This window comes from Enterobacter sp. kpr-6 (assembly GCF_900116015.1).
Classification (GTDB): domain Bacteria; phylum Pseudomonadota; class Gammaproteobacteria; order Enterobacterales; family Enterobacteriaceae; genus Enterobacter_D.
The window spans coordinates 183,028-196,860 of the sequence record NZ_FOYH01000005.1 but is presented as its reverse complement, the minus strand read 5'-3'; the positions used below and the strand labels follow the sequence as shown (position 1 = coordinate 196,860).

12 protein-coding genes and 1 tRNA gene are annotated in these 13,833 nt (G+C 56.5%); 5 read left to right on the top strand and 8 right to left on the bottom strand.

What is annotated here, in order from left to right:
- Positions 1-73: 73 nt before the first annotated feature.
- The 4 genes from katG (at position 74) to BM373_RS14295 (ending at position 4,671) form a co-directional block, all read left to right on the top strand.
- Entirely contained in the window at positions 74-2,254 is a 2,181-nt protein-coding gene (gene katG, locus BM373_RS14310) for a catalase/peroxidase HPI (protein ID WP_090462501.1), read from the top strand.
- Between the two features lie 392 nt (positions 2,255-2,646).
- Entirely contained in the window at positions 2,647-3,123 is a 477-nt protein-coding gene (locus tag BM373_RS14305; protein ID WP_090462499.1) for a YciE/YciF ferroxidase family protein, read from the top strand.
- A gap of 88 nt (positions 3,124-3,211) precedes the next feature.
- Complete coding sequence (locus BM373_RS14300) at positions 3,212-3,724, top strand: ferritin-like domain-containing protein (protein WP_090462497.1); 513 nt, start codon at positions 3,212-3,214, stop codon at positions 3,722-3,724.
- 38 nt (positions 3,725-3,762) lie between these two features.
- Positions 3,763-4,671 carry a manganese catalase family protein gene (locus BM373_RS14295; protein ID WP_090462495.1) on the top strand — a complete coding sequence of 303 codons (909 nt, stop codon included), beginning with the start codon at positions 3,763-3,765 and terminating at the stop codon, positions 4,669-4,671.
- Positions 4,672-4,704: 33 nt separating this feature from the next.
- On the opposite strand, the gene BM373_RS14290 is transcribed toward BM373_RS14295, so the two are convergent.
- Entirely contained in the window at positions 4,705-5,454 is a 750-nt protein-coding gene (locus tag BM373_RS14290; protein WP_090462493.1) for an SDR family NAD(P)-dependent oxidoreductase, read from the bottom strand.
- A 147-nt stretch (positions 5,455-5,601) separates the two neighbouring features.
- On the opposite strand from BM373_RS14290, the gene BM373_RS14285 reads away from it, so the two are divergent.
- Positions 5,602-6,516: a LysR family transcriptional regulator gene (locus BM373_RS14285; RefSeq protein WP_090462634.1), complete on the top strand. Its 915-nt coding sequence runs from the start codon at positions 5,602-5,604 to the stop codon at positions 6,514-6,516.
- Positions 6,517-6,519: 3 nt separating this feature from the next.
- Here BM373_RS14285 and BM373_RS14280 read toward each other — a convergent pair whose 3' ends face one another.
- The 7 genes from BM373_RS14280 to dsbC all read right to left on the bottom strand — a co-directional run bounded on the left by BM373_RS14280 (position 6,520) and on the right by dsbC (position 13,818).
- On the bottom strand, positions 6,520-7,485 hold the full coding sequence (locus BM373_RS14280) for an apurinic/apyrimidinic endonuclease family protein (RefSeq protein WP_090462491.1): 966 nt from the start codon (positions 7,483-7,485) through the stop codon (positions 6,520-6,522).
- A gap of 124 nt (positions 7,486-7,609) precedes the next feature.
- Positions 7,610-7,683 (bottom strand) — tRNA-Gly (locus BM373_RS14275).
- Between the two features lie 90 nt (positions 7,684-7,773).
- Positions 7,774-8,472 (bottom strand): amidase activator ActS, encoded by a 699-nt coding sequence (gene actS / locus BM373_RS14270; protein WP_090462489.1) that lies wholly within the window; start codon positions 8,470-8,472, stop codon positions 7,774-7,776.
- A 177-nt stretch (positions 8,473-8,649) separates the two neighbouring features.
- Positions 8,650-10,167: a lysine--tRNA ligase gene (lysS, locus tag BM373_RS14265; protein ID WP_090462487.1), complete on the bottom strand. Its 1,518-nt coding sequence runs from the start codon at positions 10,165-10,167 to the stop codon at positions 8,650-8,652.
- 9 nt (positions 10,168-10,176) lie between these two features.
- Positions 10,177-11,275 (bottom strand): peptide chain release factor 2 gene (prfB, locus tag BM373_RS14260; protein ID WP_143102668.1). Its coding sequence is split into 2 segments (ribosomal slippage): positions 10,177-11,199 and positions 11,201-11,275, totalling 1,098 coding nucleotides; the frame shifts between segments, so codons are not numbered across the junction.
- Between the two features lie 90 nt (positions 11,276-11,365).
- Complete coding sequence (gene recJ / locus BM373_RS14255) at positions 11,366-13,099, bottom strand: single-stranded-DNA-specific exonuclease RecJ (protein ID WP_090462485.1); 1,734 nt, start codon at positions 13,097-13,099, stop codon at positions 11,366-11,368.
- A 5-nt stretch (positions 13,100-13,104) separates the two neighbouring features.
- Complete coding sequence (gene dsbC, locus BM373_RS14250; RefSeq protein WP_090462483.1) at positions 13,105-13,818, bottom strand: bifunctional protein-disulfide isomerase/oxidoreductase DsbC; 714 nt, start codon at positions 13,816-13,818, stop codon at positions 13,105-13,107.
- Positions 13,819-13,833: the final 15 nt, after the last annotated feature.

Sequence of the window (13,833 nt, the reverse complement as noted above, 5' to 3'; positions counted from 1 at the left end):
GATTCAATCAAGTATCCCAATCTTAAAGCAGCCTATATCGTAGCGGCAGTGATAAAAATAAACGGAGCAAGTTATGAGCACTATTGATGAGAACGTCCCCTCAGCCTCTGCTGGCAAGTGCCCTTTTCATGAACACAGCGAAAAGAAACCCCCGACCACCCGCACCAGTAATCATGACTGGTGGCCGAATCAGTTACGCGTCGATCTGCTGAATCAGCACTCGAACCGCTCGAATCCGCTGGGCGATAACTTTAACTACCGTGAAGAATTCAAAAAGCTCGACTATTCCGCGCTGAAAGGTGACATCCGCGCGGTGCTGACTGACTCGCAGGAGTGGTGGCCCGCCGACTGGGGCAGCTACATGGGGCTGTTCATCCGTATGGCCTGGCACAGCGCGGGTACCTACCGTACCCTCGACGGGCGCGGCGGTTCAGGCCGTGGTCAGCAACGCTTTGCGCCGCTGAACTCCTGGCCGGATAACGTGAGCCTCGATAAAGCCCGCCGCCTGCTGTGGCCGGTAAAACAAAAATATGGCCAGAAAATCTCCTGGGCCGATCTGTTCATTCTGGCCGGTAACGTGGCGCTGGAAAACTCCGGCTTCCGTACCTTCGGTTTTGGCGCAGGTCGTGAAGACGTGTGGGAACCGGACCTGGATGTGGAATGGGGCGATGAGAAAACCTGGCTTGAGCACCGCCACCCGGAAAGCCTCGCCCAGCGCCCGCTGGGTGCCACCGAAATGGGCCTGATTTACGTTAACCCGGAAGGCCCGAACGCCAGCGGCAATCCTGCCTCTGCGGGCCCGGCTATTCGCGCCACGTTCGGCAATATGGGGATGGATGATGAAGAGATCGTCGCCCTGATCGCAGGCGGCCATACCCTCGGCAAAACCCACGGTGCTGCGTCGGCAGACCACGTGGGCGCAGAGCCTGAAGCCGCATCAATGGAGCAACAGGGCCTTGGCTGGGCGTCCAGCTACGGCAGCGGCGCGGGTGCCGATGCAATCACCTCCGGGCTGGAAGTGGTCTGGACGCAGACCCCGACCCAGTGGAGCAACTATTTCTTCGAGAACCTGTTCAAATACGAATGGCAGCAAACCCGCAGTCCGGCAGGGGCGATTCAGTATGAAGCGGTGGATGCACCGGATCTGATCCCGGATCCGTTTAACCCGGAGAAAAAACGTAAGCCGACGATGCTGGTGACCGATCTGACGCTGCGTTTTGATCCTGATTTCGAGAAGATTTCCCGTCGTTTCCTCAACGATCCGCAGGCCTTTAATGAAGCCTTCGCCCGCGCCTGGTTTAAACTGACGCACCGCGATATGGGGCCAAAATCCCGTTATATCGGGCCGGAAGTACCGAAAGAAGATCTGATCTGGCAGGACCCGCTGCCGGAAGCGATTTTTGAACCGACCCCTGCTGATATCGCCAGCCTGAAAGCGGAGATTGCCGGTTCTGGCCTGTCCGTCAGCGAACTGGTTTCCGTGGCCTGGGCCTCGGCGTCCACCTTCCGTGGCGGCGACAAACGCGGCGGCGCAAACGGCGCGCGTATTGCGCTGGCTCCGCAGAAAGACTGGGCGGTGAACGCTGGCGTTCAGCACGCGCTGTCGGTGTTGAAAGATATTCAGCAGTCCTCCCGACGTGCATCGCTGGCAGATATTATCGTGCTGGCAGGCGTGGTCGGCGTGGAACAGGCTGCGGCTGCGGCGGGCGTGAGCGTTAATGTCCCCTTCATGCCGGGCCGGGTGGATGCGCGTCAGAATCAGACCGATGTTGAGTCGTTTAAGCTGATGGAGCCGCTGGCTGATGGCTTCCGCAACTACCGTCGCGTCAGTGACGATATGTCCACGGAGACGCTGCTGATTGATAAAGCGCAGCAACTGACGCTCACCGCGCCGGAAATGACCGCGCTGATTGGCGGGATGCGTGCGCTGGGGGCCAACTATGACGGCGGCACAGAGGGCATTCTGACCGACCGCGTGGGCGTACTGAGCAATGATTTCTTCGTGAATCTGCTCTCTATGCGCAACGTGTGGAAAGCCACCGACGAGAAATCAGAGCGCTTTGAAGGCCGCGATCGCGCCAGCGGTGAGGTGAAGTTCACCGCCACGCGCGCCGATCTGGTCTTTGGGTCTAACTCGATCCTGCGTGCGCTGGTCGAGGTCTATGCCAGCGATGACGCTCACCAGAAATTCGTCAATGATTTCGTGGCGGCGTGGGTGAAAGTGATGAATCTCGATCGTTTCGATTTGCTGTAATGCCTTTACCCGGCAGGGAATTTTCCTGCCGGGTCGTTTTCCCATCCCCTCGCATTCCTTTATTATCCGACCGCGCTTTCTTCATTGATAAATAAAAGCATCCTGCCACGTGAAATAATGTTTCACGCAGATTAAAGACGTCACCTTCAAATATATCCAGATATGTTCATAGTCTATTTCTACGACTTTTGCATGAATAAATGTTTACATAATATATTATGCACGCCCCGCCTGTAGCGCCCGTCACCTCTGCCTTCACTCTTACCAGGAAGAATCTCAATCCGCGATAAATTAGCGGGCTCGCCTGCCTAAAGATAAATTTCTACTATGCTTAGTACTCGACGAAACGGCGATGTACTCTCTTTTTCAACTGTTATTTAATGGAGAAAAAAATGACCATCAAGACACTTGAAGATTTATTTATTCATGACTTATCTGATGTTTACAGTGCAGAAAAACAGATTACTAAAGCCCTCCCGAAAATGGCCCGTGCCGCGACCAATGAAAAACTTGTCGCTGCGTTTAAACAGCATCTGGAAGAAACCCAGGGGCAAATTGAACGCCTTGACCAGCTGGTCGAAAGCACCGACGGCGTGCGCATCAAACGTATGAAATGCCACGCGCTTGAAGGCCTGGTAGAAGAAGCGCAGGAAATTATCGATTCAGTAGAAGCAGGCCCGGTTCGTGATGCGGGGCTGATTGGTGCAGCACAGAAAGTTGAGCACTATGAAATCGCCACCTACGGCACGCTTTACGCGATGGCCGTTAAGCTCGGCTACAAAGACGCTGCCCGACTGCTGGCCGAAACACTGAAAGAAGAGAAAGCCACCGACGAGAAACTCACGGTGATCGCTGAGCAACAATCTTAATTTTTATTTGTAGATCGGCGGTGTTCTTACGCCGCCGCACTCTCATGACCGGCTAACGGTCAGACAAAAGATACAGGTGAGGTACAACATGAGTACGAATTATCAGGAACATTATCTTGACTGGGTACGCGATGCCTTCGCCATGGAAAAACAGGCAGAAAGCATGCTGGAAAAAATGGCAGGCCGTCTGGAGCACTACCCGGATTTAAAAGCCCGCATTGAGCAACACATTGTGGAAACCCGCCAGCAACAGGACATGATCCAGTCGGTTATCGACCGTCATGATACGTCCCGTTCTGTGCTCAAAGACGCAATGGGCAAGATGGCCGCGATGGGCCAGGCCATGGGCGGAATGCTGGCAGAAGATGAAGTCGTCAAAGGCGCAATCAGTGGTTATGTCTTTGAAAATATGGAGATCGCCAGTTACACCTCCCTTATCGCTGCCGCTGAACTGGTAGGCGATACCGAAGGTGTCCGCGTGTTCACCACCATCCGCGATCAGGAAGTGGCAATGGCTGAATGGCTATATACCCACCTGCCGGACGTTACTGAGCAGTTCCTGGTTCGCTCCGCAGAACCGGGCGTAGAAGCAAAAAAATAACAGTAACGCTTTAATTTCCCTGGCTTCAGGAGTGAGCAATGTTCAGACATGTTAAACAACTGCAATACACAGTACGTGTAGCCGGCCCGAATCCGGGCTTGGCTAACCTGTTACTGGAACAGTTCGGTGGCCCACAGGGCGAGCTGGCGGCTGCGTGCCGCTACTTTACCCAGGGCCTGGGCGATGATGATCCGGGGCGTAAAGATATGCTGATGGACATCGCCACCGAGGAGTTAAGCCATCTGGAAATTATTGGCTCCCTGGTGGGGATGCTCAATAAAGGCGCGAAAGGCGACCTGGCAGAAGGCACCGAAAAAGAGGGCGAGCTGTACCGCACCATTACCGGTAACGGTAATGACAGCCACCTGACCTCCCTGCTTTACGGTGGGGGTCCGCCGCTGACAAACTCAGCAGGCGTACCGTGGACTGCAGCCTATATTGATACCATCGGTGAAGTGACCGCCGATCTGCGCTCGAATATTGCCGCCGAAGCGCGCGCTAAAATTCTCTATGAGCGCCTGATCAATATGACTGACGATCCGGGCGTGAAAGATGCGCTGGGCTTTTTGATGACGCGTGAAGTGGCGCACCAGATCTCGTTTGAGAAGGCGCTGTATTCGATTCAGAATAACTTCCCGCCAGGCAAACTGCCGCCGATCGAGAAATACTCCACCGTCTATTACAACATGTCAGAGGGCGGAGACGTGCGGGGGAGCTGGAACTCTGATGAGAACTTCACCTTCGTGGCCGATCCGAAACCGGCAGTCGATGGCGGTGATGGCACGGCGAGCGTGCAACTGCCACCGGATCAGGCAGCGAATCTGAAAAATCTCGTCCTGCGTACAGCCTCCGATCCATCGGTGAATCCGGTGACCGGTACGGATATTGGCGCGGTGCCGCCGATTGAGAACACCGCCGCGGATAACAAACCGCCGAAAAATAAATAAACGTAAGGGCGACTCTCGGGTCGCCCTTCTTATTTAGATCTGCGCCATCCCGCCATCCACAAACAATTCCACGCCGTTTATAAAGCTCGCAGCGTCTGAGGCGAGAAACGCCACCGCTTTGCCCACTTCTTCCGGTTCACCCAGGCGACCCATTGGCACCTGCGCGGCCAGCGCATCGAACAGTCCCTGACGGTGCTCATCCGGCACCAGCCCGCCTAAACCTGGCGTGCGTACCGGGCCCGGGCTGACCACGTTGACGCGAATACCGCGATCTTTTAAATCCAGCGCCCATGAACGGGCAAAGTTACGCACCGCGGCTTTGCTGGCGCTGTAGACGCTAAAACTGGCGGTGCCTTTAATGGATACGGTAGAACCGGTCAGCACGATGGACGCCCCATCAACCAGCAGCGGCAGCGCTTTCTGTACGGTAAAGAGCACGCCGCGCACGTTGGTGCCAAAGATGCGGTCGAAATGCTCCTCGGTGATCGCCCCTAACGGCAGCATGTCGCCGCCCCCGGCGTTGGCGAAGAGAATGTCCAGTCGTCCGGCGCTTTTGGCGATCTGCGCATACACCGCATCAAGATCGGCCTGTACCGAGGCGTCCGCGCGGATCCCGGTGGCAGCGTGGCCCACTTCATTAACTGCCGCATCCAGTTCCGCCTGGCGGCGACCGGTGATAAAGACACGTGCGCCCTGCTGCGCCAGCACTTTCGCTGTAGCCAGACCAATGCCCGTGGTGCCGCCGGTGACCAGCGCGATTTTACCTTTCAGTGATTCGCTCATTGTGACTCCTCATATTCCGTGTTTAGGTGGGCCTGAATACGCTGTCGTCTCAGGCATGCCGCTACTCTAGCGCCGCGCCTTTTATTGAAAAATAGTGCAAAATGAAAATGACTATTCATGACAGTGCACAATCAGCGGGTAAAAACGATGGATCAACTGGTGGCGATACGGGCGTTTGGCAGGGTGGTGGAGACGGGCAATTTTACCCGTGCGGCGGATTCACTGGAGATGCCCAACGCCACGCTGAGCAAGCTGGTGCGGGAACTGGAAGCGCACCTCGGCGTGCGATTGTTGCAGCGCACCACCCGACGGGTTACGGTGACGCCGGAAGGCCGGGAATATTACGAGAAAACAGCCCGGCTGCTGCGCGATCTGGAAGAGATCGACACCTGCTTTAGCGCCGTGCAGGGCAAGCCGCGCGGCCTGTTGCGCATTGATGTTGGCGGCTCCAGCGCCCGCGATCTCTTGATCCCCGCCCTGCCCGACTTCGTCGCGCGTTACCCGGATATTCGCATTGATTTGGGCGTCTCCGATCGCACCGTGGATCTGATCAGCGATAACGTAGACTGCGTGATACGCGGCGGCCCGCTGGACAACTCCACGCTTATCGCCCGCGCCATTGGCACCGCGACGCTGCTGACCTGCGCGACGCCGGACTACCTGAAAACCTTCGGCACTCCCGCCTACCCGGACGAGCTAAAAAACGGTCACCGGCTGGTGAGCTACCTGTCGCCGCAGACGGGCCGCGCGTTTCCCTTTCGCTTTGCCCGCGACGGTGAAAAAACTGAAATTAAAGTCGATCACCGCATCGGGGTGAATGAGAGCAACGGCCATCTCGCCGCCGGGCTGGCGGGACTGGGGATTATTCAGACCTTCAGCTATTCGGCGGAGGCGGCGCTCAACGCGGGCCAGCTTGTGGAGATCCTGCGCGAATGGCGGCCTGCGCCCTATCTGTTCCATGTGGTCTATCCGCAAAACCGCCACGTCACCCATCGCCTGCGGGTATTTATCGACTGGCTGGCGGAGAGCTTCCCGCCACGGGTCAGCGGGGGCTGGCAGTGAAAATCATATCCGCCGCTGCGACTTCGCGTAGTCATACAGCCTGTCGCGGGCGAGATTTTTCATTTTCACCTCGCACATGATGTCGAAATCGCTGAAAGAGAGCGCCCAGTCGTTCAGCGTCGGGTTGAAGTAAAAATCGGAGTGCGCCCTGAGTTTGGTTTTCTTCACGTCGAGCGCGGGCTGGTCGGGGAAGCCCGTTTCCGGGATCAGCCCTTCCTGAGAGATGGAGTAGTGCATCACCGGCCTGACGCCCCGCCATGACGCTTTTACCCGCGCGATACGCGGATCGTCGGGCTGAATAAATTCATTTTCTTTCACCCAGTGGTGATGAATATCGACCACTACCGGGCAGAGATCGGCTGCCTGTAAGACGTCGTCCAGCGAGCAGGAGATCTCGTCATTCTCGACCGTCAGCATCAGGCGGGCTTCCGGGCTGAGCCGCCCGAAGGCATGCTGAAAGCCGGGGAATCCCGCTTTGCCGTTCATGTGGATATTGATTTTAAAATCCTGGAAGGTTTGCCCGTAGCCCATCAGCCGCGCGCACAGGGCGTGGTATTCCACATCCTCCAGGGCTCTTTCGACCACCAGCACGTTATCGGAGGCCAGCACCGAATACTGCCCGGGATGGAACGACAGCCGGATGTCGTGCGCTCTGGCAAAGTCGCCGCACCGGGTGAACAGCGGGTAGAGTTCCGGTAAAAAGTCGTTATAGAGAACGGTGGCTTCCGGCACGGTGTAGAGCGGGAGCAGATCGCTGCCGATACGCATCATCCGCAGCGCAGGCGGCAGCGTTGCAAGCTGCTCAAACATGAGGTGCAGATGGGTCAGGTTGGTGACGGAAAGCGCGTGGATGAGCTTAATTCGTTCGTCGTTATCGAGGCTCAGAAATCGGGTGCGGGTGGTGGCTTTAAAGGGAAAAGGCTGAACCGCTTTTGCGTCCAGAAACTTACAGGCGAAACCTAATTTCATGCGTCCTCCGGGAATCAACTTCTGTAAGCGTAGCAGTTGACCGGGCGAAAACCGGGTGACGACAGGGTTAATGTTGGGGCGCTACAGGGAACAAGGGGAAATAAAGCGATAATCAGGAAGATTTTGGAGCGGGCGAAGGGAATCGAACCCTCGTATAGAGCTTGGGAAGCTCTCGTTCTACCATTGAACTACGCCCGCTTTGAGGTGCGTAGGGCATTATAAACCTTACGCACCGTCTGGCAAGTCAGCTTTTGCGTTAACTGACGATAAATTAAACGCTTAGCCGCATCAGCACTTCGGCGGACTGCCCTGCGGCGGCAAGTAGCGCGCCGGATCGATGGCCGTGGCTTTGTAGCGCAGCTGGAAATGCAGTTTTACCGAATCGGCATCGGTGCTGCCCATCGTCGCGATTTTCTGACCAATTTTGACGCTCTGCCCGTTGTTCACCAGCAGCGTATCGTTGTGCGCGTAAGCGGTGATGTAATCTTCGCTGTGCTTGATCATGATGAGATTGCCATAGCCGCGCAGCTGATTTCCCACGTACACCACCTTCCCGGCACCGGCTGCGTAAACCGGCTGTCCGCGCGATCCGGCGATATCCAGCCCTTTGTTACCGCCATCGGCGCTGGAGTATGGCAGAACGATGGTTCCGCTGGTCGGCCATCGCCAGCAGCGCTGCCCCACAGGTGGCCAGGAGGCTGGCGGCACAACCGCAACCGCTCTGCCCGACGATTTGCTGCCAGACGAGCTGGATTTACCCGAACCATTCACCTTCAGGCGCTGACCGATTTCAATTGTATAAGGCGGAGAAATGTTATTGAGCCGCGCCAGCTCTCTCACGCTGGTGCCGGTCATGCGCGAAATTTTAGACAGCGTATCACCACGTTTGACGGTGTACGTTCCGCCGTCCGATGCGTTTTTCGACGAACACGCCGCCAGCATCAGGCTAAACGCCAGGCAGAGTAGAATTCGACACGGGTTTCTCATCAGGCATCCTGCTATCAAAATGGGTCCTCGGAGGGGGATAAACATGGCTATCTATCATAGCAGCCATGGCCGCGATGCAAAATGCATTAGCCATATTAAGCCTTACGCATCCCCGCAACGAAGCCATAAAAAAGCCCCGACGCGCAAACGTCAGGGCTTTTTTGCTAATCAGCAGAATTATTTAACCGGACGCATCGCCGGGAACAGGATCACGTCGCGGATAGTGTGGCTGTTGGTGAACAGCATAACCATACGGTCGATACCAATGCCCAGACCCGCCGTCGGCGGTAAGCCGTGCTCCAGCGCCGTCACATAGTCTTCATCGAAGAACATCGCTTCGTCATCGCCAGCCGCTTTCGCGTCAACCTGATCCTGGAAGCGCTGTGCCTGGTCTTCTGCATCGTTAAGCTCAGAGAAGCCGTTACCGATTTCACGGCCACCGATGAAGAATTCAAAGCGATCGGTGATTTCCGGGTTCTCGTCGTTACGACGCGCCAGCGGAGACACTTCAGCCGGATATTCAGTGATGAAAGTCGGCTGAATCAGATGCGCTTCCGCCGTTTCTTCAAAGATCTCGGTCACGAGACGGCCCAGACCCCAGCTCTTCTCAACTTTGATGCCGATGCTTTCTGCGATGGCTTTTGCGCTGTCGAAGTTATCCAGATCCGCCATATTGGTTTCCGGGCGGTATTTCTTGATCGCTTCGCGCATGGTCAGTTTTTCAAACGGCTTGCCGAAGTCAAACGTCTGGTCGCCGTAAGGCACTTCGGTGGTGCCGAGGATATCCTGCGCCAGGGTGCGGAACAGTGACTCGGTCAGTTCGATCAGATCTTTGTAATCAGCATACGCCATATAGAGTTCCATCATGGTGAACTCAGGGTTATGGCGAACGGAGATGCCTTCGTTACGGAAGTTGCGGTTGATTTCGAACACGCGATCGAAGCCACCCACCACCAGACGTTTCAGGTACAGTTCCGGCGCGATACGCAGGTACATGTCCAGATCCAGCGCGTTGTGATGCGTCACAAACGGACGTGCAGACGCGCCGCCTGGGATCACCTGCATCATCGGGGTTTCCACTTCCATAAAGTCGCGGCCCACCATGAACTGACGGATGCCCGCCATGATCTGGGAACGAATTTTGAAGGTGTTGCGGGACTCGTCGTTGGAGATCAGATCCAGATAACGCTGACGGTAACGCGCTTCCTGATCCTGCAAGCCATGGAATTTATCCGGCAGCGGGCGCAGGGCTTTGGTCAGCAGGCGCAGTTCGGTGCAGTGAATCGACAGCTCGCCGGTTTTGGTCTTGAACAGCTTGCCGCGCGCGCCGAGGATATCGCCAAGGTCCCATTTCTTGAACTGCTCGTTGTAGATGCCTTCCGGCAGATCGTCACGGGAGACGTACAACTGAATACGGCCGCCCACGTCCTGCAAGGTCACGAAAGAGGCTTTACCCATGATACGACGGGTCATCATGCGGCCAGCGACGGCCACTTCGATGTTCAGCGCTTCCAGCTCTTCGTTCTCTTTGGCGTCAAAGTCGGCGTGCAGTTGATCGGACGTATGGTCACGACGGAAATCGTTCGGGAAAGCGATACCCTGCTCACGCAGTTGTACCAGCTTCTCGCGGCGGGCTTTGAGTTCGTTATTAAGATCGACTGCCGCGTCAGCGCTCTGTGCTTGTTGTTCAGACATGTTGATTCCTTATAGCCCCGCTTTCAAACTTGCTTCAATAAATTGGTCCAGGCTGCCGTCCAGCACCGCCTGCGTGTTACGGGTTTCGACACCGGTACGCAGATCTTTGATGCGTGAATCGTCCAGCACGTAAGAACGGATCTGGCTACCCCAGCCGATATCGGACTTGTTGTCTTCCATCGCCTGCTTCTCAGCGTTCTTTTTCTGCATTTCCAGTTCATAAAGCTTCGCTTTCATCTGCTTCATGGCCTGGTCTTTGTTTTTGTGCTGGGAACGGTCGTTCTGGCACTGCGTAACGGTGTTGGTCGGAAGGTGGGTAATACGCACCGCCGATTCCGTACGGTTAACGTGCTGACCGCCCGCACCGGAAGCGCGGTAAACGTCGATGCGCAGATCCGCCGGGTTGATTTCGATATCGATATCGTCTTCAACTTCCGGGTAGACAAACGCCGAACTGAATGAGGTGTGACGGCGGCCGCCGGAGTCAAACGGGCTCTTACGCACCAGGCGATGCACGCCGGTTTCAGTACGCAGCCAGCCGTAAGCGTAATCGCCGATGATCTTGATCGTGATGGATTTCAGACCGGCGACTTCACCTTCAGATTCTTCGATAATTTCGGTTTTGAAGCCGCGCGCTTCGGCCCAACGCAGGTACATACGCGCCAGCATGCTGGCCCAGTCCTGCGCTTCTGTGCCGCCAGAACCGGCCTGGATATCCAGGTAGCAGTCAGCGTTATCGTATTCGCCAGAGAACATGCGGCGGAACTCAAGCTGCGCCAGTTTCTCTTCCAGCACGTCGAGTTCAGCGATGGCTTCGTTGAAGGTCTCTTCATCGTCGGCTTCAACGGCCAGCTCCAGCAGACCGGAAACGTCTTCCAGGCCCTGCTGCATGGCATCCAGAGTTTCAACGATAGCTTCGAGGGAGGAACGCTCTTTACCCAGCGCCTGTGCGCGTTCAGGTTCGTTCCAGACGTCGGGCTGTTCCAGCTCGGCGTTTACTTCTTCAAGACGCTCTTTCTTGGCATCGTAGTCAAAGATACCCCCGAAGAACACTGGAGCGCTCGGTGAGGTCCTGAATGCGGTTTTTTACCGGATTGATTTCAAACATGGTCTGTTTTCTTTTATGGACGAGTCAAAATGCGGTTATAAGGGCGAAAGTCTACCGGATTTACGCCCTCAGTTGTAGTGAATACTGGCGCTAAAGTGGCCAAATGTCGTCGATGATAAGCTGAACGCTGCGGTTGCCGCGAAACTCATTCACATCCAGTTTGTAAGCGAGGCTCACCTCACGCACGCCGTTATCCGGCCAGATGCTGGTATCGACGTTAAAGGCGATGCCATCCAGCAGCGGGCCACCGCCGAGCGGTTCGATCATCACTTTCAAATGGCGCTCACCGACAATGCGCTGTTGCAGCAGACGAAACTGCCCGTCAAACAGCGGCTCCGGGAACATCTGGCCCCACGGCCCGGCGTCGCGCAGCATTTCAGCGACCTCAAGGGTCATCTCATGCGCGTCCAGCGGGCCGTCGGTGACGATCTCCCCCTGTAACAGCGCCGGGTCCAGCCACTCGGTGACCAGCGCGCCAAAACGCTGCTGGAACTCTTCAAAACGCGCCAGTTCAAGCGACAAACCTGCCGCCATCGCATGCCCGCCAAACTTGAGCATCATGCCGGGGTAAAGCGTGTCGAGCCGCTCCAGCGCATCGCGCATATGCAGCCCCTGAATTGAGCGACCAGAGCCTTTCAGCATGCCTTCACCTGCGGGGGCAAAAGCGATCACCGGGCGGTGGAAGCGCTCTTTTAAGCGGGAAGCCAGAATCCCCACCACGCCCTGATGCCACTCGGGGTGATACATCGCCAGCCCGCCGGGGAGCGCCTCGTGGCCCTGCTCCAGCTTTTCGCACAGCGCCAGCGCTTCGGCCTGCATGCCCTGCTCTATCTCTTTGCGCGTCTGGTTTAGCGCATCCAGTTCATTCGCCAGCATGCGGGCTTCAGGGATGTTGTCACACAGCAGCAGCGCCACGCCGACCGACATATCATCCAGACGCCCGGCGGCATTCAGCCGTGGGCCGAGCGCAAAACCGAGATCGCTGGCCGCCAGTTTTTGCGCATCACGATTGGCGATTTCCAGCAGCGCTTTGATGCCCGGACGGCACTTGCCCGCCCGAATACGGCTTAAGCCCTGCCAGGTCAGAATGCGGTTGTTGGTATCAAGCGGCACCACGTCGGCAACCGTGCCGAGCGCCACCAGATCCAGCAATTCCGCCAGATTAGGGATGGCCAGACCGCGCGCCTCAAACCAACCCTTATCACGCAGATGTGAGCGCATCGCCAGCATCAGGTAAAACGCCACTCCCACCCCCGCCAGCGCTTTTGACGGAAACGCACAGTCGCGCAGATTGGGGTTAACAATAGATTCCGCCGCAGGCAGGGTATCGCCCGGCAGATGGTGATCGGTGACCACCACCGGAATGCCCAGGTCATGAGCGCGATCGACGCCCGCATGGGAGGAGATGCCGTTATCCACCGTGAGGATCATCTGCGCGCCGCGCGCATGGGCCTGATCGACCACTTCCGGGCTTAAGCCATAGCCATCGTCAAAACGGTTAGGCACTAAGTACGCCACGTCCGGGCAACCCATCGCACGTAGCGCCAGCACGCTCAGAGCAGTACTGGTCGCGCCATCGGCATCGAAATCACCTACCACGATAATCCGCAGGCCCTGCACGAACGCCTGATAAAGCTGTTCGGTGGCTTCATTAATCCCGCTCAGTTGCTGCCAGGGCAGCATTCCTTTTACGCTGCGCTCCAGCCCGGTCGGAGAACTTACCCCCCGGCTGGCGTACAAACGGCGTAATAATGGCGAGAGGGTATCGGGAAGTTCCGCCGCAAGATCGGGCTCACGGCGGCGAAGGTGTCTGCGAAGTTTCACGAAAATTATTTACCGCCAGTCTGTTTTTTATGCTCATCAAGAAACGTTTTCATTTCCTGTGGGCCCTGATAACCCGGCACGACATAGCCGTTACTGAGCACGATAGCCGGGGTGCCGCTCACGCCAAACTGAACGCCCAGCGCGTAGTGGTCTGCGATGTCGACATCACAGCTTGCAGGCTTCACGCCTTTACCGCCCATCGCATCGTCAAAGGCTTTATTGCGATCTTTGGCGCACCAGATTGACTTCATATCCTGCGCCGCTTCACTTTGCATCCCCTGACGCGGGAAGGCCAGGTAACGCACGGTAATGCCCAGCGCGTTATAGTCGGCCATCTCTTCGTGCAGCTTATGACAGTAGCCGCAGGTGATATCGGTGAATACGGTGATGACGTGCTGTTCTTTTGCCGCTTTATACACAATCATCTCTTTTTCCAGCGCATTGAGATGCGTCATCAGCATGCTGTTGGTGATGTTAACCGGCGTTGCGCCGCTGACGTCATACATCGGGCCCTGAATGATGTGCTTACCGTCTTCGGTAACGTACAGCACGCCGCTGTTGGTCAGCACGGTTTTCATCCCGGCGATGGGCGCTTGCTGAATTTCCGTGCTCTGCACACCCAGTTTTGCCAGCGATTGCTTGATCGCAGCATCGTCAGCCTGCGTCATTGTGCTAAACGTTGCCGCCAGCAGGGTGAACATCACTAAACCTTTTTTCATAACATATCCTTAAAT

What these genes read in the sequence shown, in the direction of transcription:
- katG (WP_090462501.1), top strand. Translation starts at nt 74, where the DNA reads ATGAGCACTATTGATGAGAACGTCCCCTCAGCCTCTGCTGGCAAGTGC.
- BM373_RS14305 (WP_090462499.1), top strand. Translation starts at nt 2,647, where the DNA reads ATGACCATCAAGACACTTGAAGATTTATTTATTCATGACTTATCTGAT.
- BM373_RS14300 (WP_090462497.1), top strand. Translation starts at nt 3,212, where the DNA reads ATGAGTACGAATTATCAGGAACATTATCTTGACTGGGTACGCGATGCC.
- BM373_RS14295 (WP_090462495.1), top strand. Translation starts at nt 3,763, where the DNA reads ATGTTCAGACATGTTAAACAACTGCAATACACAGTACGTGTAGCCGGC.
- BM373_RS14290 (WP_090462493.1), bottom strand. Translation starts at nt 5,454, where the DNA reads ATGAGCGAATCACTGAAAGGTAAAATCGCGCTGGTCACCGGCGGCACC.
- BM373_RS14285 (WP_090462634.1), top strand. Translation starts at nt 5,602, where the DNA reads ATGGATCAACTGGTGGCGATACGGGCGTTTGGCAGGGTGGTGGAGACG.
- BM373_RS14280 (WP_090462491.1), bottom strand. Translation starts at nt 7,485, where the DNA reads ATGAAATTAGGTTTCGCCTGTAAGTTTCTGGACGCAAAAGCGGTTCAG.
- actS (WP_090462489.1), bottom strand. Translation starts at nt 8,472, where the DNA reads ATGAGAAACCCGTGTCGAATTCTACTCTGCCTGGCGTTTAGCCTGATG.
- lysS (WP_090462487.1), bottom strand. Translation starts at nt 10,167, where the DNA reads ATGTCTGAACAACAAGCACAGAGCGCTGACGCGGCAGTCGATCTTAAT.
- dsbC (WP_090462483.1), bottom strand. Translation starts at nt 13,818, where the DNA reads ATGAAAAAAGGTTTAGTGATGTTCACCCTGCTGGCGGCAACGTTTAGC.